The sequence below is a fragment of the Rhizobium sp. CC-YZS058 genome (genome assembly GCF_034720595.1).
Lineage (GTDB): Bacteria > Pseudomonadota > Alphaproteobacteria > Rhizobiales > Rhizobiaceae > Ferranicluibacter.
The window spans coordinates 2,597,032-2,624,025 of sequence record NZ_JAYESJ010000001.1; the positions used below are offsets into that span (position 1 = coordinate 2,597,032).

General features: G+C 65.9%; 28 protein-coding genes. 15 read left to right on the forward strand and 13 right to left on the reverse strand.

What is annotated here, in order from left to right:
* Positions 1 to 129 precede the first annotated feature (129 nt).
* Positions 130 to 744 carry a hypothetical protein gene (locus tag U8330_RS12510; protein WP_323105602.1) on the reverse strand — a complete coding sequence of 205 codons (615 nt, stop codon included), beginning with the start codon at positions 742 to 744 and terminating at the stop codon, positions 130 to 132.
* A 140-nt stretch (positions 745 to 884) separates the two neighbouring features.
* The gene (locus U8330_RS12515) at positions 885 to 1,382 is read right to left on the reverse strand and encodes a YcgN family cysteine cluster protein (RefSeq protein ID WP_323105603.1); all 498 of its coding nucleotides are present in this window, start codon (positions 1,380 to 1,382) and stop codon (positions 885 to 887) included.
* Between U8330_RS12515 and U8330_RS12520 the strand changes: the two genes are divergently transcribed.
* From U8330_RS12520 to U8330_RS12535, 4 genes are all read left to right on the forward strand, one after another.
* On the forward strand, positions 1,381 to 1,578 hold the full coding sequence (locus U8330_RS12520) for a hypothetical protein (protein WP_323105604.1): 198 nt from the start codon (positions 1,381 to 1,383) through the stop codon (positions 1,576 to 1,578). The two genes, U8330_RS12515 and U8330_RS12520, sit on opposite strands and share 2 nt — an antisense overlap.
* Positions 1,500 to 3,803, forward strand: a complete 2,304-nt coding sequence (locus U8330_RS12525; protein WP_416236853.1) for a transglycosylase domain-containing protein — start codon at positions 1,500 to 1,502, stop codon at positions 3,801 to 3,803. The genes U8330_RS12520 and U8330_RS12525 overlap by 79 nt, the downstream gene beginning before the upstream one ends.
* A gap of 156 nt (positions 3,804 to 3,959) precedes the next feature.
* Positions 3,960 to 4,547, forward strand: a complete 588-nt coding sequence (locus U8330_RS12530) for a DUF1214 domain-containing protein (protein ID WP_323105605.1) — start codon at positions 3,960 to 3,962, stop codon at positions 4,545 to 4,547.
* Positions 4,540 to 5,139, forward strand: a complete 600-nt coding sequence (locus tag U8330_RS12535; protein WP_416236854.1) for a DUF1254 domain-containing protein — start codon at positions 4,540 to 4,542, stop codon at positions 5,137 to 5,139. The genes U8330_RS12530 and U8330_RS12535 overlap by 8 nt, the downstream gene beginning before the upstream one ends.
* 72 nt (positions 5,140 to 5,211) lie before the next feature.
* Here the strand turns inward: U8330_RS12535 and U8330_RS12540 are convergent, their stop codons facing one another.
* Both U8330_RS12540 and U8330_RS12545 read right to left on the reverse strand, forming a co-directional pair.
* Positions 5,212 to 5,394, reverse strand: coding sequence for a hypothetical protein (locus U8330_RS12540; RefSeq protein WP_323105606.1), 183 nt, complete (start codon positions 5,392 to 5,394; stop codon positions 5,212 to 5,214).
* A 387-nt stretch (positions 5,395 to 5,781) separates the two neighbouring features.
* Positions 5,782 to 6,063 carry a hypothetical protein gene (locus tag U8330_RS12545; protein ID WP_323105607.1) on the reverse strand — a complete coding sequence of 94 codons (282 nt, stop codon included), beginning with the start codon at positions 6,061 to 6,063 and terminating at the stop codon, positions 5,782 to 5,784.
* Between the two features lie 360 nt (positions 6,064 to 6,423).
* Between U8330_RS12545 and U8330_RS12550 the strand changes: the two genes are divergently transcribed.
* Together U8330_RS12550 and U8330_RS12555 are read left to right on the forward strand one after the other, a co-directional pair.
* Positions 6,424 to 7,191 carry an SH3 domain-containing protein gene (locus U8330_RS12550; RefSeq protein ID WP_323105608.1) on the forward strand — a complete coding sequence of 256 codons (768 nt, stop codon included), beginning with the start codon at positions 6,424 to 6,426 and terminating at the stop codon, positions 7,189 to 7,191.
* Between the two features lie 371 nt (positions 7,192 to 7,562).
* The gene (locus tag U8330_RS12555) at positions 7,563 to 8,711 is read left to right on the forward strand and encodes a DUF2336 domain-containing protein (RefSeq protein ID WP_323105609.1); all 1,149 of its coding nucleotides are present in this window, start codon (positions 7,563 to 7,565) and stop codon (positions 8,709 to 8,711) included.
* Positions 8,712 to 8,779: 68 nt separating this feature from the next.
* Here U8330_RS12555 and U8330_RS12560 read toward each other — a convergent pair whose 3' ends face one another.
* From U8330_RS12560 to U8330_RS12570, 3 genes are all read right to left on the reverse strand, one after another.
* Complete coding sequence (locus U8330_RS12560; protein WP_323105610.1) at positions 8,780 to 9,139, reverse strand: DUF1491 family protein; 360 nt, start codon at positions 9,137 to 9,139, stop codon at positions 8,780 to 8,782.
* A gap of 94 nt (positions 9,140 to 9,233) precedes the next feature.
* Positions 9,234 to 10,316, reverse strand: a complete 1,083-nt coding sequence (locus U8330_RS12565; RefSeq protein ID WP_323105611.1) for a peptidoglycan-binding domain-containing protein — start codon at positions 10,314 to 10,316, stop codon at positions 9,234 to 9,236.
* Positions 10,288 to 11,838 (reverse strand): HAMP domain-containing sensor histidine kinase, encoded by a 1,551-nt coding sequence (locus tag U8330_RS12570; RefSeq protein ID WP_323105612.1) that lies wholly within the window; start codon positions 11,836 to 11,838, stop codon positions 10,288 to 10,290. Before U8330_RS12570 ends, U8330_RS12565 begins: the two co-directional genes overlap by 29 nt.
* Before the next feature lie 552 nt (positions 11,839 to 12,390).
* Here U8330_RS12570 and U8330_RS12575 point away from each other — a divergent pair.
* Both U8330_RS12575 and U8330_RS12580 read left to right on the forward strand, forming a co-directional pair.
* Positions 12,391 to 12,858 (forward strand): DUF5330 domain-containing protein, encoded by a 468-nt coding sequence (locus U8330_RS12575; protein WP_323105613.1) that lies wholly within the window; start codon positions 12,391 to 12,393, stop codon positions 12,856 to 12,858.
* An 84-nt stretch (positions 12,859 to 12,942) separates the two neighbouring features.
* Positions 12,943 to 13,377 (forward strand): SufE family protein, encoded by a 435-nt coding sequence (locus U8330_RS12580; protein ID WP_323105614.1) that lies wholly within the window; start codon positions 12,943 to 12,945, stop codon positions 13,375 to 13,377.
* 23 nt (positions 13,378 to 13,400) lie between these two features.
* On the opposite strand, the gene U8330_RS12585 is transcribed toward U8330_RS12580, so the two are convergent.
* From U8330_RS12585 to U8330_RS12595, 3 genes are all read right to left on the reverse strand, one after another.
* Positions 13,401 to 14,300, reverse strand: coding sequence for a DUF6456 domain-containing protein (locus U8330_RS12585; protein WP_323105615.1), 900 nt, complete (start codon positions 14,298 to 14,300; stop codon positions 13,401 to 13,403).
* Positions 14,293 to 14,775, reverse strand: coding sequence for a helix-turn-helix domain-containing protein (locus U8330_RS12590; RefSeq protein ID WP_323105616.1), 483 nt, complete (start codon positions 14,773 to 14,775; stop codon positions 14,293 to 14,295). The genes U8330_RS12585 and U8330_RS12590 overlap by 8 nt, the downstream gene beginning before the upstream one ends.
* A gap of 278 nt (positions 14,776 to 15,053) precedes the next feature.
* Entirely contained in the window at positions 15,054 to 15,497 is a 444-nt protein-coding gene (locus U8330_RS12595) for a MucR family transcriptional regulator (RefSeq protein ID WP_323105617.1), read from the reverse strand.
* Positions 15,498 to 16,154: 657 nt separating this feature from the next.
* On the opposite strand from U8330_RS12595, the gene msrB reads away from it, so the two are divergent.
* Positions 16,155 to 16,580 carry a peptide-methionine (R)-S-oxide reductase MsrB gene (msrB, locus tag U8330_RS12600; protein ID WP_323105618.1) on the forward strand — a complete coding sequence of 142 codons (426 nt, stop codon included), beginning with the start codon at positions 16,155 to 16,157 and terminating at the stop codon, positions 16,578 to 16,580.
* 66 nt (positions 16,581 to 16,646) lie between these two features.
* Here the strand turns inward: msrB and trhA are convergent, their stop codons facing one another.
* Positions 16,647 to 17,303, reverse strand: coding sequence for a PAQR family membrane homeostasis protein TrhA (trhA, locus tag U8330_RS12605; protein ID WP_323105619.1), 657 nt, complete (start codon positions 17,301 to 17,303; stop codon positions 16,647 to 16,649).
* 356 nt (positions 17,304 to 17,659) lie between these two features.
* On the opposite strand from trhA, the gene U8330_RS12610 reads away from it, so the two are divergent.
* From U8330_RS12610 to U8330_RS12635, 6 genes are all read left to right on the forward strand, one after another.
* Positions 17,660 to 18,550 carry a VOC family protein gene (locus U8330_RS12610; protein WP_323105620.1) on the forward strand — a complete coding sequence of 297 codons (891 nt, stop codon included), beginning with the start codon at positions 17,660 to 17,662 and terminating at the stop codon, positions 18,548 to 18,550.
* 128 nt (positions 18,551 to 18,678) lie between these two features.
* A complete protein-coding gene (locus U8330_RS12615) occupies positions 18,679 to 20,775 on the forward strand; it encodes a S9 family peptidase (protein ID WP_323105621.1) in 2,097 nt (698 codons plus the stop codon).
* 114 nt (positions 20,776 to 20,889) lie between these two features.
* A complete protein-coding gene (locus U8330_RS12620) occupies positions 20,890 to 21,354 on the forward strand; it encodes a hypothetical protein (RefSeq protein ID WP_323105622.1) in 465 nt (154 codons plus the stop codon).
* 229 nt (positions 21,355 to 21,583) lie between these two features.
* On the forward strand, positions 21,584 to 21,922 hold the full coding sequence (locus tag U8330_RS12625; RefSeq protein ID WP_323105623.1) for a hypothetical protein: 339 nt from the start codon (positions 21,584 to 21,586) through the stop codon (positions 21,920 to 21,922).
* Positions 21,923 to 22,115: 193 nt separating this feature from the next.
* Positions 22,116 to 23,594, forward strand: a complete 1,479-nt coding sequence (locus U8330_RS12630; protein ID WP_323105624.1) for a protein adenylyltransferase SelO — start codon at positions 22,116 to 22,118, stop codon at positions 23,592 to 23,594.
* Between the two features lie 100 nt (positions 23,595 to 23,694).
* Positions 23,695 to 24,579, forward strand: coding sequence for a branched-chain amino acid aminotransferase (locus U8330_RS12635; protein WP_323107280.1), 885 nt, complete (start codon positions 23,695 to 23,697; stop codon positions 24,577 to 24,579).
* A 251-nt stretch (positions 24,580 to 24,830) separates the two neighbouring features.
* On the opposite strand, the gene U8330_RS12640 is transcribed toward U8330_RS12635, so the two are convergent.
* Positions 24,831 to 25,607 (reverse strand): hypothetical protein, encoded by a 777-nt coding sequence (locus U8330_RS12640; RefSeq protein WP_323107281.1) that lies wholly within the window; start codon positions 25,605 to 25,607, stop codon positions 24,831 to 24,833.
* A gap of 20 nt (positions 25,608 to 25,627) precedes the next feature.
* Complete coding sequence (locus U8330_RS12645; protein ID WP_323105625.1) at positions 25,628 to 26,947, reverse strand: hypothetical protein; 1,320 nt, start codon at positions 26,945 to 26,947, stop codon at positions 25,628 to 25,630.
* Between the last annotated feature and the right edge of the window lie 47 nt (positions 26,948 to 26,994).

The following is a 26,994-nucleotide window of genomic DNA, read 5'->3' on the forward strand; positions in this document are numbered from 1 at the left end:
ACTTCTTCGCTGTCGATCGCCTTTTTTCCGGCAAGCGCCTTTCTGCCCGCGAACACCGCCCCTCCACCGCGCTGCCGCTCTGCCGCGCCATCTGCGGTCCTCCTGCCGGGCGCAAGGCCGGTCGAGCCTTCAGGCTGCGGTCCGCTCTTCGCCCCGTCGTGTCGCTCCGCCGTGCCCATCGTCTCCAGGCTTCGGGTCACCCGGGCCGTCCGCGCCGCGATCGCGGCAAGCCCCGTGTCCGCCGCGCGCAACGCCCGCTCCGCCGCCCGTTCGATCGCCTTCGCCTTCCTCCGTGCCGTCCGGCTCGGGGTGGAGCAGGCCGCAGGCGGGGCAGCGTCGGGCAGCCGCGTCGATCCGCTCGGCAAGAACCCGCTCGAGCTCGGCCACGAGCGCTTCATACTGCTCTTCGTCCGGCTCGGCGGTGGCCTCTTGCTCATCGGCGAGCGTCCTTTGCAGGCTGTCGATCTTTTCGAGCGTGCGCACGATGAGCGAGATCGCATCGATCGCCGCCTTGGCCTCGGCCTGCTGCGCCTTGCGCCCCGCCTCGTCCTCCGGCGCGCGCTCCTCGGCCTGCCGGGCGCGGAAGACGGCGAGCGCGCCTTTGAGCTCGCTCATCGTTCCCTCCAGCATCGCCTCCAGGGCGAGCAGCGCCCCGGCACCGCGCCGCGCCTTGCGCTCCAGCCACCCTCCGGCCTCGGCACCTTCCGGGGGTCTGCCCTCAAGGCCCTCGCCCTCATCCTCCATGACGCCGCTCCCCACCCGGTCCAAGCCCGTCCCGGAAACGCAATCGGGCGGAACCGCATCCCTGCCGTTCCGCCCGACCCAAATCTCCGACGATGCCCAAACCCTATCAAACCACCGTCACGCCGTCAAGGACTATTTTCCTATTTTGTTCTCTCTTTTTTAGGGGCGCTGGTTTCGTTGCTCGCCGCGCCCACCTCCATCGGCCAGTCCACCAGATAATCCTCGAAGTCCTCCACATCGACACCATCCTCGCTCACCGTCCGACCGCGCGCCGAAATGCCGGCGGCGTGGACGGTTTCGGGGTCGCCGGAAACCAGCGGGTGCCACCAGTAGAGATCCTCGCCGTCGCGAACGAGGCGGTAGCCGCAGGTCGGTGGCAGCCAGGTGAGGCTGTGCACCTCTTCCGGCGTCAGCTGGATACAGTCCGGAACGGTCGCCTGGCGGTTGGGATAGTCGCGGCAGCGGCAGGTATCGCCGTCGAGAAGCGTGCAGCGGATCGAGGTCCAGGCGATCTCGCCGGTTTCCCAGTCTTCCAGCTTGTTGAGGCAGCACAGGCCGCAACCGTCGCACAGGCTTTCCCACTCGGCCGCGTCCATCGTCTCCAGAGTTTTGGTCTTCCAGAAGGGCAGCTCGCCCATGCTTGTCCCTGCCCCGCGGCTCGATCATGTGTCAGAGGATTTCGGCAACAGCTATCTCGGAATTGCCGGTTTTTTAAGGCTGATTATCCATATGGGCGTGGAAGCGGAAGCCGCGTCATGCAAATATGTCAGCCGCGGCCGAAATTGGCACGGCGGTCTGCCTCGCGCTTCGGCGTCCGGCAAGGACCAGACTTGAAACCAGGATGCGCAAGAGCCTTGGCAGATTTCAACGCCGATCACGACCCGAAGCCGGAGCCCGCCGGCGAAACGCCGCGCAAGCGCCACATCCTGCTGCGCATCGATGCCTTCATCGATTCGACAGTGTGGAACACCGGCTTCCGCCTTGCCGACTGGTGGGAGGATGTCACCATCTTCTTCCGCCGGTTCCGTGTGCGCGGTTGGAAGCGCTGGGTGTTCGAGATCCTCGGCGAAGGCATGACCTGGGGCACCGTCGGCTCCGTCGCCATGCTGGTCCTGGCGCTTCCCGCCTTCGAGGAGACCAAGGGCAATTGGCGCGCGCAGGGCGATTTCGCGGTCACGTTTCTCGATCGCTACGGCAATGAGATCGGCCATCGTGGGATTATCCACGAGGACTCCGTCCCCGTGGACGAATTGCCCGATACGCTGGTCAAGGCCGTGCTCGCCACGGAAGACCGCCGCTTCTTCGATCATTACGGCATCGACTTCCTGGGCCTCGCCCGCGCCGTCACCATCAATGCGCAGGCCGGCGGCGTCGTCCAGGGCGGCTCGACGCTGACGCAGCAGCTGGCCAAGAACCTGTTCCTGTCCAACGAGCGGACGATCGAGCGCAAGGTCAAGGAAGCCTTTCTCGCCGTCTGGCTGGAATGCAACCTGACGAAGAAGGAGATCCTCCGCCTCTATCTCGACCGCGCCTATATGGGCGGCGGCACCTTCGGGGCGGCGGCGGCGGCGCAGTTCTATTTCGGCAAGTCGATCACCGATATCAATCTTGCCGAGAGCGCCATGCTGGCCGGCCTGTTCAAGGCCCCGGCCCGCTATGCGCCGCATGTCAACCTTCCGGCTGCCCGCGCACGGGCCAACGAGGTGCTGACCAATCTCGTCCAGGGCGGCTTGATGACGGAGGGCCAAGTGGTTGCCGCCCGCCTCAATCCGGCAAGCGTCATCGACCGCGCCGAGGTGAGCGCACCGGATTTCTTCCTCGACTGGGCCTTCGACGAGGTGCAGCGCATCGCCAAGCCCTTCGCCCAGCACTCCCTCATCGTGCGCACCACGATCGACACCGGCCTGCAGCACGCGGCGGAAGAGGCGATCGAATCGAGCCTGCGCCAATATGGCGAGAGCTACCGCGTCAAGCAGGGCGCCCTGGTGATGATCGAGACCGGCGGCGCCGTGCGCGCCATGGTCGGCGGGCGGGACTATGGCGAAAGCCAGTTCAACCGCGCCACCAAGGCGCTCCGCCAGCCGGGCTCCTCCTTCAAGGCCTATACCTACGCTGCCGCCATGGAGAAGGGTCTGACCCCGAAGAGCGTGGTCGTCGATGCACCGATCACCTGGGGCCGTTGGTCGCCACAGAATTACGGTCGGAAGTTCTCGGGCCGCATCACCCTCCTCGATGCCATTGCCCGGTCGATCAACACAGTCCCTGTGCGCCTCGCCAAGGAACAGCTCGGCATTCCGCGCATCGTCGAGCTTGCCAAGGCCATGGGCGTCGAAACACCGATCCGTCCGGACAAGACCATCCCGCTCGGCACGTCCGAGCTCACCGTCATGGACCAGGCCACCGGCTATGCCGTCTTTCCGGCCGGCGGCCTGGAAGCGCGCCGCCACGGCATCAGCCAGATCCTGAATTACGACGGCGACATTCTCTACGACTTCAACCGCGACGCCCCGCCGGCCAAGCGGGTCTTGAGTGAGAAGGCGACCGCCGAGATGAACTACATGCTGACCCAGATCCCGATCATCGGCACAGCGCGCAAGGCGGCGCTGTCGAACGGCATCGTCGCGGGCGGCAAGACCGGCACGACCCAATCCTATCGCGACGCCTGGTTCGTCGGCTTTACGGGCGATTACACCACCGCCGTCTGGTACGGCAACGACGACTATACCTCGACCAATGAGATGACCGGCGGCTCCCTGCCCGCCATGACCTTCAAGCGCCTGATGGATTATGCCGAACAGGGCATCGAGCATCGCGCCATTCCGGGCATCGCTCCGCCCGAACCGGGCAAGACGAAGCCGGTGGAAACGGCGGCCAAGGAAAGCGACCAGAACGCCCTGCCGCCCATGGTCCGGCCGCGCATGCTCTCCGGCGAGGTCACCGGCCTGCTGAAAAGCCTGAGCGAGCGCTTTGCAACCGCCAAGCCGCTCGGACCGGAAAAGCCGGCAAGCGGCAAGGTGGCGCAGAACAACGAGCCGTCCGGCAATGCCGTCAGCAATTGATCCCCTGAAGCGCCGGCCTGCCGCTCTTGACGCGAGCGGGACAGTGACGCACTCCGCCACGCCCGCCGCCCGAACGTCCCGCCGATCCACGCCCTGCCAGCTTACCCTCTGCCAGCCTCGCCTCTGCCAGTCTCGTCTCTGAAAGTCGCCTTCCCGATGTTTCGCGTCCCGATCCTCGTTGCCCTGATCCTGGCCATCGCCTTTGGCGGGGCGATTGCCGGCACCATCACGGCGCTGCAGGCGACGATCGGTTTCGGCGCGGTGCGGCTCGGCCCCTGGACCGCCTTTCCCGATGCCCAGACGGCCGGGACCGATCCCTATGCCAAGGCCCATCGTGCCCGAGCCGGACGGCTGCTCTACGGTCGGGCGGAGGGCATGCGCTTCGTGGCGGCCGCCGATGACGAGGGACAGATCCTGCAGGGCGGCTGCACCTATCGCATCACCGGGCGCACGCCGCCGGCCCGGTTCTGGACCCTGTTTGCGACCGATCCCCGCGATACGCCGCTGACGGACGCTCCCGGCCGGCCGACCGCACTCAACGCCTGGACGGTGATGCGTGAGAGCGACAGCAGCTTCGCCATCACGGTTTCTCCAACGGCGCAGCCGGGCAACTGGCTCGCGGTCGCCCATCGCGGCCCGATCCGGCTCGTGCTCACCCTGCTCGATGCTCCGACCGCCAATTCCTCCGGCGCCATCGAGCTGGTCATGCCGACGATCACCCGCGGATCCTGCGCCAATGCGTAAGCGTTCCTTATCCCCGCTCCGCCTGCTGCGCACCGGCCTCTTCGTCGTCGGCGTCGGGCTGATCGGCGCCGTGCTCCTGCACATCGTCATCATCCTGGCGCTGCCGCGCTTTACCGGCGGCGATGCCTATAGCCGCGTGCTCGGTCTCTATGAAATGGACAGCTTCTTCCCGCTCTCCGCCGAACCGGGACCGACAGGGCTTGCCAATGACGACCCCTATCTGCGCGTCGCCGTCTGCGGCTTTTCCGTCGCCAACGGCCCCGTCCGCTTCACCGCGGATGGCACTGTCCCCTTCTGGTCGCTGGCGCTCTATGATGCGGATTCCAACGAGGTGTTCAGCATGAACAACGCCACCGCCGTCAATGGCGGCGTCGATGTCGTCGCGGCGACCGCGCTGCAGCTCGTCGATCTGCGCAAGCGTCCGGTGGAGGCGCTGGCCCAGTCGATCATGGTGGAGATGCCGGTGGAGGAAGGCTACGCCGTGTTGCGCGCGTTGGCGCCGAGCGACAGTTTCGAGGAGGCCGCACGCGGCTTCCTGCAGGGCGCCGGCTGCGAACCGATCATTCGCGATGCCACACCCGCGATGCCATAACCCTCTCAGGTCACGGCATGACGTTGACCGGCCCTTCCGTGTGCGGACGGGGTCGGGCAGGTCTGTTCCGTTCTAGTGCTTCTGGTTGGCGCCGGGCAGAGGCGAAGGGTTAGCCCGCTCGCTGTCGCGCTGGTCCATCCGCTCGTAGCGAATGCCGGTGAACATCAGGATCGCAGCCTCTCGGTCGGCCGGAAGGTCGCCGCTCTTCGGTCTGGATCGGGACAGGTGGTCCTTCAGCCTGATCACATTTGCCATTCTCGTCTCCATCGACACGGTCGAGACGGATGAACACGACGTCCATTTCATCCTGCCCTCGTCGGGCTCGCGCCTTGCATGGATCGATCGATCGGAAATCGGCGCTGTTCTCGGCTCTCCTTCTCCCGGAACCGCCCGGGCTTCGCTTTGCGCCACGGTCCCAGAAAACTCAGCGGGATCGTCGGCACGTCTTGCAGGACCATTGCGCCATAGGCTCCTTAACAGGGCCTTAATGGTCGAAATACCAATCTTAGCGATGGAAGACATCAGTAAAACCTGCCGCTGATCCCTGTCACTGCTTCGCCCGGCACATGTGCCGGGCGGATCTTCGTCTTCCAAGACTGCGTGAGGCTGGAAAGGCGGCCTGGCCGGACCTTTCCTCGCGCCTCAGCGACGGGCGAGCAGGCCCAGAACGAAGGAGACGCCGGCGATCGTCAGCAGGGTGGTCACCGGCTCGTCGCGCACGCGGTCGCGCAGACGCTCGGTCAGAACCTCGGCTTCCGACTGAACAACGGCCTTGGCGCCAGATCCGATATTGGTGACCGTCTCGGTCAGGCGGGCAATTTCCGAGCGCAGGTCGGCCACCTGCTGGTCGAGATCAGCCTTTGCGATCGAGGCTTCTACTTCCGACTCGGCACCGGCAACCGTTGCGAATTTCTTTTCGACCATAGCGTGGGGCTCCTAGACGCTGGTTTGGGTTTCGGACCGTTAACGCGCGCCTCCTGCTTTAGTTCCCTCTTGCGGGCACCGTGGCGGGCACGGTGGAAGAGAAAGTCGACGCATTCGCCGCGTCGCTCAGGAACGAAACCCTTGCCGTCCGCGTTCTGGGCGCGGAGATCGCGAGCCCTCAGCCCGTTGTCGCCGATCGGCCGGAGCCGATCTCAGAAATGACATAAAACACACGATGTCTGACCTCGGCCGGCTGGTTGAACCCTGTCTTCCCGTCTTTCGGAAAAGACACCGGCTGCATGTAAACCGCGTCCTGAGATGGCTCCATAAGGCCACCAGCGTTTCAAGGGAGTACCCCACGTGAGATCCATTCTGACCGGCGCGGCACTGGCCGCCGCCCTCCTCATTCCAGCGGTTGCCCAGGCGGCTGCCGGCTTTGCCACGGCCAATGTGAACATGCGCTCCGGGCCGAGCACCGCCTATCCCGCCGTCGTCGTCATCCCCTATGGAACATCCGTGGAAATCCACGGCTGCCTTGCCAATGCCAATTGGTGCGATGTCTCGTTCTACAGCGGCCGCGGCTGGGTTTCCGGCTCCTACCTCCAGACCTCCTACCGATCGAGCCGCGTCGTGCTGGCGCCGGAATATTACCGGCCGCTCGGCATTCCGACCGTCACCTTTGAAATCGACAACTATTGGGATCGCTACTACCGCAGCCGCCCCTTCTACCGCGATCGCGAGGTCTGGCGTCGCGATGTCTACCGTGACGACCGTGGCCCCGGTCGCTATGTCCGCGAGCGAGAGGAGCGTCGCGACCGGATCGAAGACCAGCGGGATCGCCGCCGCGAACAGGCCGAGCGCGAGCGTCAGCGGATCGAGGATCTGCGGGATCGCCGCCGCGACCTGCAGGCCGAGGAGCGCCAGCGCGCCGAAAACCTGCGCGACCGCCGCCGCGAGCGCGAGGAGCGCATCGAGAACCGCCGCGAGGAACGGATCGAAAATCGCCGTCAGGAGCGTCTCGAGAATCGTCGCGAACGGATCGAGCAGCGCGAACATCGTGGCGTCCAGTTCAACGAGGATCGTCCCCGTCGCCGCGGCGAATGCGGCCCGAACGATCCGCAGTGCTGAGTTGAGGTGACGGGGCCCGTGTGGCCCCCTCACCCTCGGGCAATGCCTGAACCATCGTCTTTGACTGCCTTGCGGCGTGAAGCGGACCTCCAGCCGCTCCACGCCGCCTTTCTTTGTCGAGCAGGCTCACCCCGCCACCGTTCAAGATTGGCACGCGCCGTATCGTCGCGTTTAAGCGCCCATTAACCACGCGGTGATAGTGTCGAACCGTGTCGCGCTTGGCGTCGATGCCGTGTTCTGCGCGTCCCGATTGTTGTCCGGCTCTCCTCCATGCCCTGAGGAACCGGCGCGCTCGGCACATGCTGGAAGGCGGCACCGAAGGCCCCCGGCCAGGATCAGTCTCAAGTTGTGCGTAGGAAGGGATGGATCACGTGGCGGATCGTTTTCGCGAGTTGGAGCGCCCGGAATCGGGCCGGGTGAAGGATACGGTGCTCATGGCCACGGTCACGAGCTTCGAAAGCCTCCGCCGTCCCCGCCCGTCCGATCTGCATCTCTTTGCCGAACTCTTCGAACCGCTCTTCCTCGCCGCCAGCGATGAGGCACGTCGCCAGGCCGCCGCCGCCCTCTCGCGCTGCCCCAATGTGCCGGATCGCGTTGCCCGGCAGATCGCCAGCGCACCCATTGCCATCGCCGCCATCTTTCTGACCCGGGCCGCCGCCATCAGCGACCGCGTGCTCCTGTCCGTCATCCGCAGCCGCAGCGCCGCCCATGCCGTGGCCATCGCTCGGCGCGAAGATCTGTCGGTCGCCGTCGTCGATGCGCTCGTCGAGCGTCGCCAGACGAGCGCGGAGATCGAGCCGTCCACCGACGCGAAGAGGCTGCCCTCCCGCCTTGCCGAAACGCCAGCCGAAATCGCCGCCATCCTGCCCGCCCGCCCGCGATCCACCCCACCGGCCACAGAGGCCGCAGCCCCCTCGCCGATCGCAAGCCGGTCCGCAATCGACGCGCCCCGATCCGCAGCGCCGCGTCCCGCGCCAAACCTTGCGGGCGACGAGGCGCTGCGTCGCGAGCTGAAGGCGCTGGTCCGCGCCCCCGGCGTCGAGCGCGCCGCCAAGCCGAAGCTCGACGCTGTCGCGCCGACCAGCTCGGCCGTGCTGGTTCGCTTCGCCCGGCTGGGAGAGGTCAACATGCTGGTGCATGCGCTGGCCGCCGCTCTCGATTGCCCGCCGTCGCTTGGCGAGCGGCTGGTGCTCGATTCCTCCGGCCAGCAGCTCGCTTTGGCGCTGGCTGCCCTGCGGATCCCCCGGCAGGATGCGATCGTCATCCTCGCGGCGCTCTATCCCGGCCTGAACGAGACACGGCTTGCCGCCACGCGCTGCGCCACCCTGCTCGCCGCCATCGATCCGCAGGATGCACGCACGCGCCTGACCGAATGGATTGCCGCCGAAATGCGCGCGGTGCCGCCCGTGCACCGTCCCTTCGAAGGGCCGGCCCGCCCGAACGATCCGCGCAGCCCCGCCCATCGCCCGCTCGGCGACATGCTCCAGCCCCGCCGCCTCGTCCAGCGCAAGGTCCGTTGAGCCAGCCCCTGCCTCGGCGCTTCGATCGCTAACCACTTCGAACTGCACCCAGTCCGAAGGCTTGATTGTCAGATGCGGCGCTCGGTCTGGTCCTCGGCCAGGGCGAACAGATCGCCCCGTTCGTCGATCTCGAGTTCGATGATCCAGCAATCCGGGTCGAAACGCAGTTCGCGTTCGAGAACGGCCTCGACTGCCTCCGGCTCCGCCTCGCTCAGCCGCTGCTCGAACAGGCGGTCCGGCCCCGGATCGTCCGCCAGCAGGCTTTGCGGCGCGGGCCCATAGAGCGTCTCCAGCCCAAGGCGCGAGCGTTGGCGGAGAAAGATCGCACCTGCCTCCTCCGCGCCCTTGTGCAGCACGGCCGCAAAGCCGCCGCCCGCAAAGGCGCGGCGGAGGAGAGCGGAAACGAAGAGATCGGTGCGCAGACGCATGACGATGCCTTAGCCCGCATGCCGCAAAGCGTAAAGACCGCCCGACCCCGAACGCCGGGACACGGTCCGCGGGTGCCTTAGGGCAACCGGACGCTTACAGCGCGCCGATCTCCTTCATCTTCTTCAAGACGGCCGGGTTGGGCTCGCCGGTTTCCGGCAGCCGGTAGTGCTTTTCGAAATGGCGGATTGCCGCACGGGTCTGGTCGCCGATCATGCCGTCCACCGTCACGTCGGTATAGGCGAGATTCTTCAACCCCCGCTGGATCGCCAGCACCGTCGCATCGGAGGCGGGAACGTCGGCCTTGGGCACGGCGAGCGCCGATCCGTCTGCGGCGCGGATGGCGGCCGCCACCGGGTCGAGCTCTCCGCGCGTCGCCGCGGCCGGCGTCGGGCGCTGTGCCGGGGTCACCGCGGCGAGGCGCTGCGGCGGGGCGCTGCTGCGGGCAAGGGCCGCACGCAAGGCTGGCGTGGCCGTGCCCGTCTCCGGCTGGCCTGAGGCGCGCTCATAGGCGCGGATCGCGGCCGACGTCTTCGGCCCCGGGCGGCCATCGGCGGGACCATCATAGAGCCCGCGGGCGATGAGGGAGATCTGCACGGCCCGAACCAGATCCTCCTCGTCCAGCGTTGTCGCCGGCTCCGCGCTCGGCGCGGCAAGCCGGGCCGGCGGCAGGGCGGCCGGGCTGCGGGGAGCGGAAGGCAGGCTTGCCGTCTGCTCGCTGGTTGCCGCCGGAGCGTCGAGGGCCGCCTGTTCGTCGGCGGCGATCACCGACTCCACCGAGGCGCCGGACGGCTCGGCCGCAGCGAGATCCGCCTCCCGCTCGATCACGAAGGTGGTGACCTTGCCCGTCTGCGGCTCCTTGACCGCCGGGTTCAGGCTGGCGGGGTTGGGATGGGTGAAGGGCAGCCGCGTGCGCAGGAAGGGCGAGGGATGCGCGCCCGGCTGGTACCACAGCGCGTTGGCCGCCACGAAGCCGAAGACGATGGCGAATGCCGCCGAGCCGCCGAACACGGCCGGATTGCGGGCCGCAAGGCCAAGCAGCGCCGCCCCGGCGCGCAGGATCACGGAGCGCTGGCCGCGCGCGCCACCCGCCTTCTTTGCCGGGGCAGAACGGCCGGTCTTCTTGGCGGATGTGGATTTGCGTGCCGGTTCAGGCGGTTTTCGCGTGCGTGGCGCCAAGCGCGAGCCCTCCGCTTTCAGTCTGTGCGGCAGCCTGCGCCGCCGGCGTCAACAGGCGCGGCGGAAACTCCGCCACCGTCGTTTCGTCTTCCTCAGGCGGGCAGACGATTCCAGACCCATCGATCGGCAGGGTGATGGTGATCACCGTCCCCTCGCCCTCGCGGCTGGCAATATCGAAGGCGCCGCCATGCAGGCCGACCAGGCCCTTGACCAGCGAGAGCCCGAGGCCCGTGCCCTCATAGCGGCGGGTCAGCGCATTTTGCACCTGCATGAAAGGCTGGCCGAGCAGAGCCAGCTTGTCGGCCGGAATGCCGATGCCGGTATCGGCCACGACAAGCCGCAGGCGGTTGCCCAGCTGGTCGGCATCGATGGTCACGACGCCGCCGGCCTCGGTAAACTTCAGGGCATTGCCGACCAGGTTGATCAGAACCTGCTGAACGGCGCGGCGATCGGCATGGATCTCGCCCAGTCCCCGCGAGGCGCGGGCGATCAGCGTGATGCCGCGCTTTTCGGCCTGCAGCGCCAGCATCTGCTCGCAGGCCTTGACGGCATCGGCGATCGGAAACGGTTCGGCGATCAGCTCATAGCGACCGGCGTCGATCTTGCTCATGTCGAGCATGGTGTTGACGACCGAGAGAAGATGGGCGCCGGACTGGTTGATCAGCGCCACATATTCGCGCTGCCGGTCGTTCTCCAGCTTGCCGAAATATTCGCCGGTGAGGATGTCGGAAAAGCCCAGAATGGCGTTGAGCGGCGTGCGGAGTTCATGGCTGACGGCAGCGAGGAAGCGCGTCTTTGCCTCGTTGGCGCGCTCGGCCTCGCTCGTCTTGCGCGCGGCTTCGGCCCGTAGCGCCACTTCCTCGGAAATATCGCGCGACTGCACGAGCAGACCGAGGAGATCGTCCCCGTCCCAGCGGCCGGCAAGTTCGCAGCGCAGATGGAGGAACTGTTCCGATTCGGGCGTGAACGTGCCGCGCTCGATGCGCAGATCCACCGTTGCCGCGCGGTCGCCCTGGCGAATCTGGTCGATCGCACGCAGGAAGGCAATGCGATCGAGCACATGGATCTGGTCAAGGAAGCCGCGCCCCATCGGATCCCGCATCATGGCGCGAAGGCTGGCCGCATCCCGTCCGTAAACGCCCGTCACCAGGCCACGAGGATCGTGAAGCGTCACCAGGCCGGCAAAGCAATCATAGTCCGGCGCGTCGCTCTTGAGGTCGACAAGCGGGATCATCGGTGCCACCGGCTGGCGCTCGGACGAGTTGAGGGCGAGAAGACCGCCCGCCAAGGCCAGCACGCCAGCCACGCCGGCGCCGACCGGCAGAGCCAGCGATACGGGAAGAACTGCGGACAGCATCAGCGGCACGCTCGGAAAAGCAATGAGGGCAAGAGCGCCCGCCAGGCGGAACGAACCGGCAGCAGCAGGGGCAAGGAGCGCGGAGGCGGCCCGGTCGAGCGGCGAGACGGCCGTCGGAGCGGCTGCTTGCCTTGCAGTGCCATCCTGGGCCTTTCGCGCGCTCATGGCAAACCTGTTCCGCAATACGCTCACGCCTGACCCTGCATTGTTCTTTCATCCGACCGCATCCTGCTGCCGGTATTCATGGAGCCGAATGCGAGGGGGTGCTGCCCCTTCCGGCCCGTTCCGACTGTCGCACCGGCGGCTTAACGAAGCTCTAAATCGAGGCTGTCCGGCCGGCCGCAAACGCCCGCAAACCCCCCTTCTGTCCCATTTCGGCAAAGCTTCGGCCGACGTGGTTAATGGGGTGTAAGCATCGGTTTTTGGTTGTTTTTTCGTTTATGTTAATCAGTGTGACGCTGGCCGGACGCGCGCATGCCCGGCATTCCAGTGCCTTGGCGCTCCGCCGCTGCCTTGAGCCTTAACGCCGATCGTTCGAAAGCCATTCAAAGACCGCGGAAACGACAAAAGGTAAGATTTGAGGAAAATTCGTGGAAAACTCGGTTCGAGCTTTCAACGCCCTGTTTTCGCCCTGCCTCTATCGTCCTTAGACATGGGATGCGCCGTCTCGCCCGCTTGGGGCCTTGATCGCGCGCCCCGCAGGAGAATGGGTGCAACATGTGGTTTCTGATCAAGGGAACGTTCTGGTTCACGGTCGTGCTTCTGGTTCTGCCCTTTTTCGTAAAGGACGAGCAGCCGGCGCCGGAGGTTGCGGACACCAAGGCGGTGGGTGTGGCCGATACAGTGACCGCCGCCAGCGAGGCGCTCGGCTATATCAGCGGCCTGTGCGCGGAAAAGCCGGATGTCTGCGTCAAGGGTGCGGAAACCTTTACCGCTCTCGGCCACCGCGCCCGCGAAGGGGCCCGCATCGCCTATGAACTGCTCGACGCCCAGTTCGGCGGCAGCGGCGATCCGGTGATGACCGGCACGATCGCCGGGCCGGCACCGGCTGCGACCGCCGAAGCCTCACAGCCGAGTGAACTGGCCGATGCCGGGATAGAGGCGGCGCGCGACGAGGAGCCTCTGCCTTTCCGCCATATCCCCGTGCCGGAATGGCGTCTGGAGCCCGGCCGCACCAGCCGCTAGCGCCTTCGCGATCTGCCGGAACGCTGGCGATCCTGCGGCGGAAAGCCTGTCGTCTCACGCAGCGAACTGCGCTATAGAGCCAGCATGACCGACGCCACGCCCCTCACCCCCCTCGCCGAAATCCTGGAAAACTGCGCCTATCTCGAGGATTGGCAGGACCGGATGAGCTATGTCATCGAGCTCGGCAAGAGCCTGCCCGAGATGGCGGAGGAAAAACGCACCGCGGACAACAAGGTGCGTGGCTGCGCCAGCCAGGTTTGGCTCGTCACCCATGCCGGCGACGGCGCCGATCCGGTGCTCACCTTCGAAGGCGAGTCGGACGCGCATATCGTCCGGGGGCTGGTCGCGATCGTTCTCTCGATCTTTTCCGGAAAGCACGCCTCGGAGATCGCCGCCACCGATGCGCTCGACCTCTTCGCCCGCATGGGCCTGATCGAATTCCTCACCGCCCAGCGCGCCAACGGTTTGCGCTCCATGGTCAAGCGGATCCAGGACGAAGCCGCTGCCCGTCTGAGCTGAGGCTCGGACAACGGTCATCGCCCTCAGCTGCGCGGTCGAACGGGCCGGCCGTCGGCTGTCGCCCAGGCATGGGTGGCGCGGGGCTTTTCCGGCACGGCCGGCGCGTAGTGGCGAGCGAGCGTCATCAGCGCCACCCGGAGCAGGAGCTTGGCGGAGCGGACCGGCCATTGCCGCTCGCGCTCGACCGTTTCCAGCCCCTTCTCGAAGCAGCATATATCCAGCGCCACACCGCTCAGGTCCGGCCCGAGCGCCTCCAAGGCGCGCGCGACACGCGCCCGCGCTGACAGGGCACTGTCGCTCACTGCCTGCCCCTCCGCCGATGCGCGGACCGTCGGCGTCTCCAGGCGCGGCGTGTAGGCCATGACCAGGCGCGGCTGCATCTGCCCGCGCGTGAAATCGCGATGCAGCCGCTCCCCGGCGGCCAAGGCCTCTTCGCTCAGGAACGGCGCGCCTGATTTCTCTTTCAAGCGCGAAAGGCTGGCCAGCGGCGCGTGGGCAAGATCGACCCGTGCGGTGACAACCCTGCCCGCATCCACCAGCAGCCTCTCCCCCATGATCCGATGCTGCGCCTGGAACCCGCCCTCGTCGCAAGGGTCTGCAGCGCTCCGCGTCGCCGCTTGCTCCACGCCATGTGCCGTCTCGCCCACTGACGCCTGTGTGTCGGCGGGCGAAACCAGCCCCTCGCAGGCAAGATGCCGGCGCAGCGCCGCGCGCCCCTCGCGCGTCAGCCTCACATGCCTCCCCGCCTCATCGACAAGACCGCGGCGCAAGGCCTCGACAACCAGAGCCGAGGTGACAGAATGCGGCGGCGCGCCTTCCCGCTGCAGCGTCACCAATGCGTCTCCGCCCTCGCGAAGGACCGGGCCGCGGGTGAGAAAACGCAGCAGTGCCGCCATCGGCCGGCTCAACGCCCCCTCACGCATGGTCGCCTCCGATCCCGGCTCCGAAGACGGCGGTGACGACCCTCTCCACCGCCGAGACGAAATCATCGAACCGCGGATCGTCGCGCCGGTCCTCCACGACATTGCAGGCATGGCCGACCGTCGTGCGATCGCGTCCGAAGGCCTGGCCGATCTCGGTCAGCGACAGCTGCAGCGCGACATGGCAGACATACATGGCGATCTGCCGGACATGGGTGGTGGCGCGGCGCCGGTCGCGGCGGAACACCATCCGGTCCTCGACGAGCATCACCATTTCCGCCGTGATCTGCCGCACGGCACTGCAGCGTGCCTGGGCGGGCAAGGCGCAGGACCAGAGGGCCGCGAAGGGTTCGCCGCCGGGAGGTCCGCCATGGACGACGGTCGGCGGCAAGGTTTGGCCGGTCATTCGGCCGAGCAAGGGAGCAGCGCCGGTCGAGGCGCCGAGCGGAAGCGTGGAAAAGGCCCGGGAGAGAGACATGAACAACTCCTTTCGATCTAGGAATTAATTCATATACCCTAGTGCGGAATCGGGGAGGTTGACCAGCAACCTGGCACAAGTTTCCGGGGAGTACGGTCGGAAATCACTTAAAGCCCTGTGCTGTCTAGGCTTTTTTTCCTCTGCACGCTGCCCCGCCTTCTTGAAAAGGCAGTGTCAGAAACGCAGAAGCCGGGCGGAGGATCCGGCCCGGCTTTCCACGCGCGATGATCTACGGCCAACGGCCGTCACCGCAGACGACTCATTTAGTCTTTGAATGCTTACTTTGCGCCGGCCGTCGTGCGGCGCTTGCGGCGCTGTCCCAGGCCCATTTCCTTGGCAAGGCGCGAGCGAGCCTCGGCATAGGCCGGCGCCACCATCGGATAATCGGCGGCGAGATCCCACTTTTCGCGATATTCTTCCGGCGTCACGGAATGATGCGTCATCAGATGGCGCTTCAGGGACTTGAAGCCGCCGCCGCATTCCAGACAGGTGATCTGGTCGTCCTGAACCGACTTGCGCACCGAGACCGCCGGCTTCGGCTTCTCCACGGCCACCGGGGCCGGAGCCGGATTGCCGGTGCCGCTCAGCGCCGTATGGACGTCTCCGATCAGCGAGGCCAGTTCTGCGACCGGCACGACATGGTTGCTGACATAGGCCGCGACGATCTCGGCGGTCAGTTCCACCAGCAACTCATTTGCTGCCTCGGACGATGCATCAGACATTCTTCGGTTCTCCTTCGATCTTTACTGTAACCAACGCCGCACATACGCGCGACAAACCATGCGGAAGCGCCATGGAACCGCTGACCGCGAAGAAAGCGGGAAACGGCCTTCACCCACGCGGAGGAAGAACCCAAAGAGGAACACACAACCTATAAGACGCACTCTCCATGTCCTGCCCGTCTCTTTCTGGACATCGTCAGGCCAAGTTCAATGAGTCAAGCCGCTAACAAGGCTGTGTGTAATAGTATTTTCCAAACGGACACTTTGCGAATACTGATCTAACACTCAACAATGGATTGACCAAATATTTTTTTCCGTCAGCAGCCAATCTTCAACTTTCTCCGACGGCCTCAGCCAGCCCCTGAGTGCATCACTGCAATCAGCCGCAACTTTCCGTTACAGAAGCCGTGGTGCCGCCATCTTTTTCCCCAACTCTGATTGAAGTTCTGCACAAATCAGGCGCGTCAATGGGAAGCAAAGACTATCACAAGCCGAATCATTCCTCTCCCGCGTGGCGGAATGCTTGATGCGGTAAGTCGATACTTTCAACGAAGGGCGAGACGATGCGTCCCGCCTTGGGATCTGATGGCAAGCGCCTATATGAGGAGCGAACCCAGTGTCGCACCCAAGGCCTTGAGCCTGGAAGAGGAGGTCGCAATGAGCGGACAGTCATTGGAAACCGGCGCTTCGCCGCTGAAGGTGGTCAAGAGCGACGCGGAATGGCGGGCGCAGCTGACGCCGGAGCAATATCGCATTACACGCCAGCACGGCACCGAACGCGCGTTCTCCAGCCCCGATTTCGAGCTGGGCAAGCCGGGCATCTACCACTGCGTCTGCTGTGGCAATGCGCTCTATGATGCCCGCACCAAGTTCAACTCCGGCACAGGCTGGCCGAGCTTCACGGCGCCGATCGGCGAGGATGCGGTGACGGAGCATGTCGACCGCTCCTATGGCATGACGCGCACCGAGATCCGCTGCGCCGATTGCGATGCGCATCTCGGCCATGTCTTCCCGGACGGCCCGCCGCCGACCGGCCTGCGCTACTGCATGAACGGCGTGGCGCTGACCTTTGACCCGGCCTGAGCCGCAGGACAAGAGCGGTTGGTTTCAAGCCCGGTGCTTTCGCAAGCGCCGGGCTTTTCTTCTGGTTCAGGCTGCCGGACCCAGAACGGACAGCACGGCGGAGAAATGAATGGCGGCAGCGGCCACCACGAAGCCATGCCAGATGGCATTCTGGAAGCGCAGCTTTTCCCAGACATGGAAGATGACGCCTGCGGAGTAGACGATTCCGCCGATCAGGATCAGAAGCAGCGTGCCCTCCGGCAGCCGCGCCAGAAGCGGACCCGCCGCAAACACACCCGACCAGCCCATGGCCAGATAAAGCAGGATCGCCACCCGGTCGAACCGGCCGGGAAAGGCGCATTTGATGAAGACGCCGAAGGCGGCGATACCCCAGAGCGCGATGAGCAGGGAGAAAAGAAACGGGTCGCTCCAGCCGTTCTGGAGGAAGGGCGTGTAGGTGGCGGCGATCAGAACGAAGATCGAGGAATGATCGAACCGGCGCAGCACCGCCTTGGTGCGCGACACCGGCCAGAGATTATAGGCGAAGGAGATCGACAGCGTTGCGATCAACCCCGCGCCGTAGATTGCCGCAGCCGCGATCTGGCCGGCATCATTGTGCGTGACAGCGAGCACGAGCAACGCCGCCACGCCGATCAGGGCTGCAACCAGACCGACCCCATGGACGATTCCGTCGGCAATCAGCTCCGAGCGGTCGTAGTTCCATTTGACGCCTTCGATCTGCACGGCCCACTCCTGCTTCCGGCCTCGCCCGCCGCCGATCCGGCGCGGGCGGTTTTCCCGGAGAGCTTTCGCAGCCGGCTGCGGCAAAGCTGTGACAGCTGCGCCCGCCTGCGCGCTCTGCTCCAAGACGATCTCAGCCACAGATCAGCCGACGAAGGCCAAGAACGCCCTTCGGTTCGCTAAAGCTGACAGAGAACGACCGCCATCGTCAATGGCAATGGATCGTCAACATCCAGCGAACGCAGCATCCTCGTTGTCCGCACTGGCGGAGCAAAGTGCAATGGCCGAGAGTATCCATGCCCCAGGCCGGCGCCGCGACCGCGAATTCGCCCGCGTCCAAACCGGGGCTGAAGGAGACGATGATGACCGCACCGCATCCTGTGAGCTCACGCCCCGCCCCCGCGAAGACGGCGCTCGATATGCCCACCCATGTCGATCACGCCCATCTTCGCGTCGGCGATCTCGCCATGGTCTCGGCCTGGTATCAGACGATCCTCGGCCTGACGGCGATCGACAGCAGCCCCTCCGGCCAGACGCTCGGCGTCGCGGGGCGTCCGCTGCTCACATTGACGGAGGCCAAGGGCGCCGCGCCGCAGCCGCGCCAGGCGCCCGGCCTGTTCCACACGGCCTTCCTCGTTCCGGATCGCCCGGCACTGGCTGCCTGGCTCGCCCACGCCGCCCATGCGGGCGTCGCCCTGCAGGGCGCCTCGGACCATCTGGTCTCGGAGGCCATCTACCTCGCCGATCCCGAAGGCAACGGCATCGAGGTCTATCGAGACCGGTCCCGCGCCGACTGGACCTATCTGCCGGATGGCAAGGTGGCGATGGCGACCGAGCGGCTGGACCTGCAGGCGCTCTATGACGAGGCGGACAAGGGGCCCTGGGGCGGCATGCAGCCAAGCACGGCGATCGGCCACATCCATCTTCAGGTCTCCGATATCCCCACCGCCGACCACTTCTTCCGCGATGTGCTGGGGCTCGATCTGATGGCCACCTATCCGGGCGCGAGCTTCTTTGCGTCCGGGCGCTACCACCATCATGTCGCGGCCAATATCTGGAACTCCCGCCGGGCCGGTCCGCGTTCGGCCGGCATGGCGGGCCTTGCCGAGTACACGCTGCGCTTCGATACGACCGAACGGCTGGATGCGGCTCTTGCCGCCCTCGACCGGATGGAGATCGCCGTCACCCGCAGCGGTCGGACCGCAAGCCTCCTCGACCCTTGGGGCATCGGCCTTCGCGTTTCCGCCTGAAGCTCTGTGTGGTAGAAAGCCAGTCTGCAAGCGCTTTGGAAGTGGCCGCCAAGCGCGCCGCCTGCGTGCTTGAACCAAATCGCCGCGACCTTTATCTCTCGGCGGAACCCCAAGCCGGAGCGCACCCCGTGTCCCCATTCAAATCTCTGCCCGATGCCCCCATTGCAGCCCGCAGGCCTGTCAGCGACACCCGTCACGGCATCACCCGGACCGACGACTATGCCTGGCTGAGAGCCGACAACTGGCAGGCCATGTTCAAGGATACCTCGCTTCTCGACCCCGAGATCCGCAGCTATCTGGAGGCCGAGAACAGCTATATGACCGCCGCCATGGCGGACACGGACGGCTTGCAGAAGGCGTTGTTTGCCGAGATGCGCGGGCGCATCAAGGAGGATGATTCCTCCGTGCCGATGAAGGACGGTCCCTTCGCCTACGGGACGGCCTATGTGACCGGTGGCGAGCAGCCGCGCTACTTCCGCGAGCCCCGCGACGGCGGCGCGCGCGTCATGCTGCTCGATGGCGACAAGGAAGCTGAGGGCAAGGATTATTTCCGCCTCTCCGGCCTCGACCATTCCACCGACCATGCCCGCGGCATCTGGGGCTATGACGACAAGGGGTCGGAATATTTCACCCTGCGCGTCCGCGATCTCGAGACCCTGACCGATCTTGACGACGAGATCCACAACACCGGCGGCGGCGGTGCCTGGGCGCCGGATGGCCAGAGCTTCTTCTACACGGTGCTCGACGACAATCACCGCCCGTCCCGGATCTACCACCACCGGCTCGGCACGCCGCAGGCAGAGGATCGTCTGGTCTATGAGGAAGAGGATGCGGGCTTCTTCGTGTCGGTCGGCGGCTCGCTGCTCGACGATGTCATCTTCATCGACATTCACGACCATGAGACCAGTGAATATCGCCTGATTCCCGCCACCGATCTCGCTGCCGAGCCGAAGGTCGTGGCGCCGCGCGAGGTTGGTCTCGAATACAACATGGCCGAAGGCGGCGATGTCTTCTACATTCTCACCAATGCCGATGGCGCCAAGGACTTCAAGATCGTCGAGGCGCCCTTCGCCACGCCCGAACGGGCGCATTGGCGCGAGGTCGTGCCGCATACGCCCGGCCGGCTCATCCTCAACCATATGGCCTTTGCCCGCCATCTCGTCTGGCTGGAACGCGAAAACGGCCTGCCGCAGATCAAGATCCGCGACCGGCGCAGCGGCGAGGAGCATGCGATCGCCTTCGCGGAAGAGGCCTATTCGCTCGGCCTGCAGGGCGCCCTGGAATATGACACGGATGTCATCCGCTTCTCCTACTCCTCGATGACGACGCCGAGCCAGCTTTTCGACTATGACATGACGACGCGCGAGCGCCGCCTCCTGAAGACCCAGGACGTGCCCTCCGGCCACCGGATCGACGACTATGTGACGCGCCGGGTGATGGCGACCGCGCCGGATGGCGAGACGGTGCCGGTCTCCCTGCTCTATCGCAAGGACACGCCGCTCGATGGCTCCGCCCCGTGCCTGCTCTATGGCTACGGCGCCTATGGCTACGCCATTCCGGCGAGCTTCAACACCAATTGCCTGTCGCTGGTCGACCGCGGCTTCGTCTACGCCATCGCCCATATCCGCGGCGGCAACGACAAGGGCTTTGCCTGGTACGAAGACGGCAAGATGGCGAAGAAGACCAACAGCTTCACCGACTTCATCGCCGCCGCCGACCACCTGGTCGCCGAAGGCTTCACGGCCCATGACAGGCTGATCGCCCAGGGCGGCTCGGCCGGCGGCATGCTGATGGGCGCCATCGCCAATCTCGCGCCGGAGAAGTTTGCCGGCATCATTGCCGCAGTCCCCTTCGTCGACGTGCTGACGACCATGCTCGACGACACGCTGCCGCTCACCCCGCCGGAATGGCCGGAATGGGGCAACCCGATCGCGGACGAGGCGGCCTACCGCCATATCGCCAGCTATTCGCCCTATGACAATGTCGGCGCCAAACCCTATCCGCCGATCCTGATCCTGAGCGGCCTGACCGATCCGCGCGTCACCTATTGGGAGCCGACCAAATGGGCGGCGAAACTGCGGGCGAACACGACCGGCACCGCGCCCATCCTGCTCAAGACCAATATGGGCGCCGGCCATGGCGGGGCCTCCGGCCGCTTCCAGCGGCTCGAAGAGGTCGCCTTCGAATATGCCTTCGCCGTCAAGGTGGCCGGGCTCGCCCACTGAACCATTGGCCGCGGCGATGGGGATCGCCGCGGCCTCCTCCGCACTGCGTCGCGAGCCCCGCGCAACGTTCATGAGCAACTCTGCATCCAGACAGGCAACTCTGGAGGCAGCGTCATGCATGTGACTGCGGCGGGCTGGTCCCGCTCTCTTTCCGAACGGCGAGACGGCTCGGCCGGGGGCGCCGGCGATGACAGTTTTTCGCTGATGGCCCAAGCCGGATCGCAGGGTGCGGGGACGATGGCCGGCGGTGCGGGCAGCTGGACCCCGACGCCCGCATCGTTCAGCACGCTCAAGCTGTCGGCCGCGCTTTCGGGCGCTTCGACCCTTGTCAATCCTGTCGCAGCCGCCAAGCTTCAACCGGTCGAGGCCGAATTCTTCGAATGGGCCCGCATGTCGCCGGCCGAGCGGATCCGCGCTCAGGTTCTCAAAGAGCACAGTCTGACCGAAGATGGGCTCAAGGATCTGGAGCCGGACGAGCGCAAGGCGATCGAAAAGGAGATCGCCGACCGCATCAAGCGCGAGCTGGGCGGCATGAAGGCCGAGGACCGGCATGAGGACGATCTCGTCAAGACCGCATGATGCCGGGCCGATCCCGTTGTCGGCGATCGAACGACAGGTCGCGCCGGCCTGATTTTCATGACCGGGACGACATAAAGCCATCGCGCAGGTAACGTCGTCTTCATCCCTTATACCTTATATAAGCACGGCTTCACATGGGAGGAGTGACACGGATCGCTGTACCGCGGTCGCATCCCTCCGCGGAAGCACACGAGGCAACCACGCCACATCGTTTTTATAGGGGGATCACATGCTCATTCGCTTGACTGCCGCTCTCGCCATCTCGTCCTTTGCCGTCTTCTCGCCGGCTGCGGCCAGCGAAAGCCATTGGCAATTCGAAGTCGTCAACAAGTCGGAAACTCCGGCCACCGAGTTCCGCACCAAGGAAGACGGCGAGTGGAGCGAGAACTGGATTTCCGCCCGCATCGAGCCGGGCGATACGTTCGACATGGACTTCAATCATTCGGACGGCGATTGCGTCGTGCGCACGCAGATCCACTTCGTCGACGGCTCCTACTTCGATACCGACGTCGACTACTGCAAGGTCTCGACACTCTACATGTTCGAAAACAAGCTGACCTGGGAATAAGTCCCGAGATGCACGTGTCCTGATCATCCAGTGAGAAGAAACGAAGCCCCGTTGTGTCACCACCGGGGCTTCCTCTTCGGTGAAGGCGCAATGTCCTGGCCGGAAATCCGCGTGTCGCCCTGCCCTCGGCGGGATCGGCTCCAGCATCTTCAGCAAGGCTTGTCTGGCATCCGCACATGCCTACCTTAGGAGGATGACAGACACCGCCATCGCCTTCGACAACAGCTATGCCCGCCTGCCCGCGCCGTTCTTCACGCGGGTCGATCCGACCGCCGTCGAGGCGCCGGTGCTGATCGCCTTCAACCGCCCGCTTGCCGAGGCGTTGGGACTGGATGCGGCTTCTCTGGAGCGCGACGGGGCGGAAGTTTTTTCCGGCAACCGTCTGCTGCCGGGTGCCGAACCGCTGGCCATGGCCTATGCCGGGCATCAGTTCGGGCAGTTCGTGCCGCTGCTCGGCGACGGCCGGGCGATCCTCCTCGGTGAGGTCATCGACCGCGCGGGCCAGCGGCGCGATATCCAGCTCAAGGGCGGCGGACCCACGCCCTATTCGCGCCGCGGCGATGGCCGGGCCGCGCTCGGGCCCGTCATGCGGGAATATCTCGTCAGCGAGGCCATGCATGCGCTGGGCCTGCCCACCACCCGCGCGCTTGCTGCCGTCGTCACCGGCGAGCCGGTTTATCGCGAGCAGGTGCTTCCGGGCGCCGTGCTGACGCGGGTTGCGGCCAGCCATTTGCGGGTCGGCACCTTCCAGCATTTCGCCGCCCGCGGCGACGAGGAGGCGCTGCGTCAGCTGACCGATTACGCCATCGCCCGCCATGACCCCGCGCTTGCCGGCACGCCCGACCGCGCGCTCGGTCTGCTCAAGGCCGTCGCCGAGCGCCAGGCCGCGCTGATTGCCCGCTGGCTGTCGATCGGCTTCATCCACGGGGTGATGAACACCGACAATTTCTCGATCTCCGGCGAAACGATCGATTTCGGCCCCTGCGCCTTCCTCGACGCCTATGATCCGGAAAAGGTTTTCTCCTCGATCGATCGCGGCGGCCGATATGCTTATCAGAACCAGCCGGCGATCGGTCAATGGAACCTCGCGCGGCTCGCCGAAGCGCTGCTGCCGCTGCTTAATGCCGACGAATCGGTTGCCGTCGATGCCGCCAATGCCGTGATCGCCGACTACGGCCACCGGTTCCAGCATCACTGGTCCGCCGCCATGCGCGCCAAGATCGGCTTGACGGGTCCGGACGATGCCGACGACCTGACGCTGGTGCGCGATCTTCTGAGCCTGATGCAGGCCCAGGCCGCCGATTTTACCCTGAGCTTCCGCAGCCTCGCCTCGGCGATCGAGCCGGGCGGCGAGAGCGACATGCTGACGCTCTTCAAGGATCATGAGCCGGTCCTTGCCTGGCTCCAGCGCTGGCGGGCACGGTTGACGCGCGACGGAGTGCCGGAAGCCGAGCGCGCGCGCGCCATGCGGGCGGTGAACCCCGCCTTCATCCCACGCAACCACCGGATCGAGCAGGCGATCGCCGCGGCACAGACGGAGGCGGATTTCTCGCTCTTCGAGGCGCTGCAGGCGGTGCTGTCGCATCCCTATGACGACCAGCCGCAGCTTGCCCGCTTCGCCGAGCCGCCGGGCGCCGGCGAGGAGGTTCCCAAGACCTTCTGCGGAACCTGAGAGGCTTCGCGCCGCATCCATCACATGTTTTGATCGATTCATCGTGCCCGAGCGGCAAAATCTTCGCTATGGAGAAACCCGCAAACGCAAGGAGCACATGATGGCCGTCGATACCGCGCCCCGCAGTCAGACCTGGACCTTCGTCGAAGGCGACTGGATCGAAGGCAACCCGCCGCTGATCGGCCCCACCTCCCATGCCATGTGGCTTGGCTCCACCGTTTTCGACGGCGCGCGCTGGTTCGACGGCATTGCGCCCGACCTCGACCTCCACTGCCAGCGCGTCAACCGCTCGGCCACCAATCTCGGCCTGAAACCCGTGATGGCCGCCGAGGAGATCGAAGCGCTCGCCTGGGAAGGCGCGAAGCGCTTCGACGGCAAGACTGCGATCTACATCAAGCCGATGTACTGGGCCGAGCATGGCCAGGCGACGTCCGTCGTCGCGGCCGATCCGGAGTCGACCCGGTTCGCACTCTGCCTGTTCGAGGCGCCGATGCACACGGCCAAGCCTTCCTCGCTCACCGTCTCGCCCTTCCGCCGGCCGAGCCCCGAGGTGGCGATGACCATGGCCAAGACCGGCAGCCTCTACCCCAATTCCGGCCGCATGCTGATCGAGGCGCGTGCCCGCGGCTTCGACAATGCGCTGGCGCGCGACATGAACGGCAATGTCGCCGAAACAGCCTCGTCCAACATCTTCATGGTCAGGGATGGCGTGGTCTTCACGCCGGTCGCCAATGGCACCTTCCTCGCCGGCATCACCCGCTCGCGCGTCATGACGCTGCTGCGGGCCGGCGGCTTCGAGGTGGTCGAGGCCACGCTGTCGGTCGAGGATTTCCTGGCTGCCGACGAGATCTTCACCTCCGGCAACTACTCCAAGATCGTCCCCGTCATCCGCCTCGACGACCGCCCCCTCCAGGAAGGCCCCGTCGCCCGCAAGACGCTGGAACTCTACATGGACTGGGCGCACGGCAAGGGATCGGATCTTTAGGGCGCGGTTCGATCTCGAAACGCCAGCCAAAATCAGCACCGCGATGACCTACCGGCCGACCCGCGCCAGAACCGCCGCTGTACTCATTTATCTCACCGAACTCGGCGTTCGACCGCTTCGTGCTCGAGCCGCGTTCCGAGGCAAGGAACGTGCCCCACGGTCCCTCCCCCCTTGTGGGGAAGATGGTTGGCAGGCCAGAGGGGGTTGTCGGGCAATGAGCAGCCGGAACGACGGCGCCTGCAGAACGCGCCCTACTTCGCCTCCGCCGTGCTTGCGCCATCGGTCGTCAGCGCCACCTCCCGCAGGGTCTTGGCGTCGAGATAGGCCAGGCGGTCGGGTGGGGTTTCCATGGCTTTTTGCCAAAGGCCCGGCTTGATGCCCATGGCGTCGAGATGGCGGGTGACTTCGGCGGTGGTATGCTGGGCCTCGGACATGGCCCGCTCGGGCGACAGGCGTTCGCGCGCGCCGTTGAAGACCTGATGGACACCGATGACCGCGGTCTCGGCAGCCCTGCGCTCCACACCGCCGGCCATGACGATCGGGCAGGACGAGGCGCAGAGCGCGCCGGCAGCGACCTCCGTATTCAACTGCCGCTCGCGGATCAGCTTCGACATGGCCAGTGCGTCGGCCACGGAGCCGCCGGGCGAATCCAGGCTGACCACCTTCACATATTCACCGCGCGCCTCGATCTCGGTCTTGAAGCGCTCGGCTGCGCCGGGATCGATGGCGCCCCGGGCCGCAAGGATGCCGCCCGGCTGGAGATCGAAGCGGATCGCCTGTTTCAGCGCCTCGGCGCTTGTCTTGACCTCGCCCGGCGCATCCTCCGGCTCGCCCGTCGTCAAAGCCGGCGGCAGCACGGGAGCCACCGAGGGATCGGCGGGGTCGAAGGGCGCGGCAGCATTCTGCGCGGCGATCTCGCGAAAGTCGATGACGACGAAGATCAGCGCCGCCCCCAGCAGCAGATGAAAGAAGGCGCGCATCAGCATGCCGTCGTCCACCCGGGCGGAAAAGGCCTTCAGCCCCGCCATCATCCCGCCGTCCCCCCCTCTCACGCCTGCGGGCCCTTGCGCGGCCCCTTGGCCGGCAGGTCGAGGCTGGTGATGTTGGACGGCTCGTCCGTCGGCGCACTTTCAGCCGCAGCGGCCTCCGGCTCGCGGCGGGTGACGGCCTCGAGATCGACACCGCTCGCAGCGAGAGCCCGCTGCACGCGCATGGCTTCCAGGAGCTCGGCCGCGGTGATGCGTTCGGCGAAATCCATTCCCTGTTCCTGCTTGCGCAGCGAGGCATGGGCGATCGACAGCATGAAGACCAGAACCGCCGGCAGGAGGTCGATCGAGATCGCGCCTGCCCAGCTCGGGATGAAATCGGAGGCATAGAGCAGCACGGCCTCCGCCCCCGAAAGCGGCACGAAACGGCGTTCCGGCACGGGCTCGCGCGTCAGGATCTGGTTGGCGGCGTCGGAGAGAACCTTGGACTGCGCGGCAACCGAGGTGCGGATCGTCGCGATCACCGTATCCTGCCGGTTGACGAGATCGGCCTCCATGCCGCTGGCGACGGGCGCGATGAAGCCGAGCGAAAGATCCTCGGCCGCGCGCTTGACCGAACCGGCGATCGAAGTCTGCTCGAGCGAGGCGATCACGCCCGTCAGCGCCACGGCCTCTTCGGAAAACTTGTCGGCGCGCGGCTCGATGGCACCCGGCGAGGAAAGCAGCGTCCGCATGGTGGAAATCCGGGCCTGCCCCTCGGCAAACAGCGTCGTCACCTGCTCGCGCGAGGCGGTGATGCCCGTTTCCAGCTCGCGCAGCTGCGCGGCCATCTGCGCCAGAAGCTGGACGACGCTGCCGGCCCCGGTCGTGCCCGTCAGCGCACCGCTCTGCTTTTCCTGGTCGGACAGCCGCTGAAAGCGCTCCGAGGCGCGCTGGATATCCGGCAGCAGGCTCTGCGCGGCAAGCGCATTCTCATGGGCGCGGTCGAGATCGGCGGTGTAATCCTGGATCGTCTCGGCCAGATGCTGCTCGACCGCGGCCGAACCGGCGAGCGCCGCCGCATTCAGCCAGCTCGCCATGGCGATGATCATCGCGCAGCCGAGCGCCATGATGGCGAGCATGCCGGTACGGCCCGAGCGGCTGGTGATATGCGGGAAGAACCGCGCCATGTAGGTCCAGAACGCATAGATCGCGACCGAGACGGCGCAGGAATAGATCATCGCCGCGAAGAAGACGGCGGTGGCCGATCCATCGAGGATCGAGCGCACGCCGAGATAGGTATAGACGCCGGAGGCAAGCGCCAGCACGGCCAGCGCAAAGCGCGTCATCGTTTCGACGGCCTCGACGCCGTCAGCCAATCGGTGGGAAGCGCCCAGCGCCATTCGCATTTCTCCGGGATTCTGTTCGGTTAACAGAGGATGAAGAACGG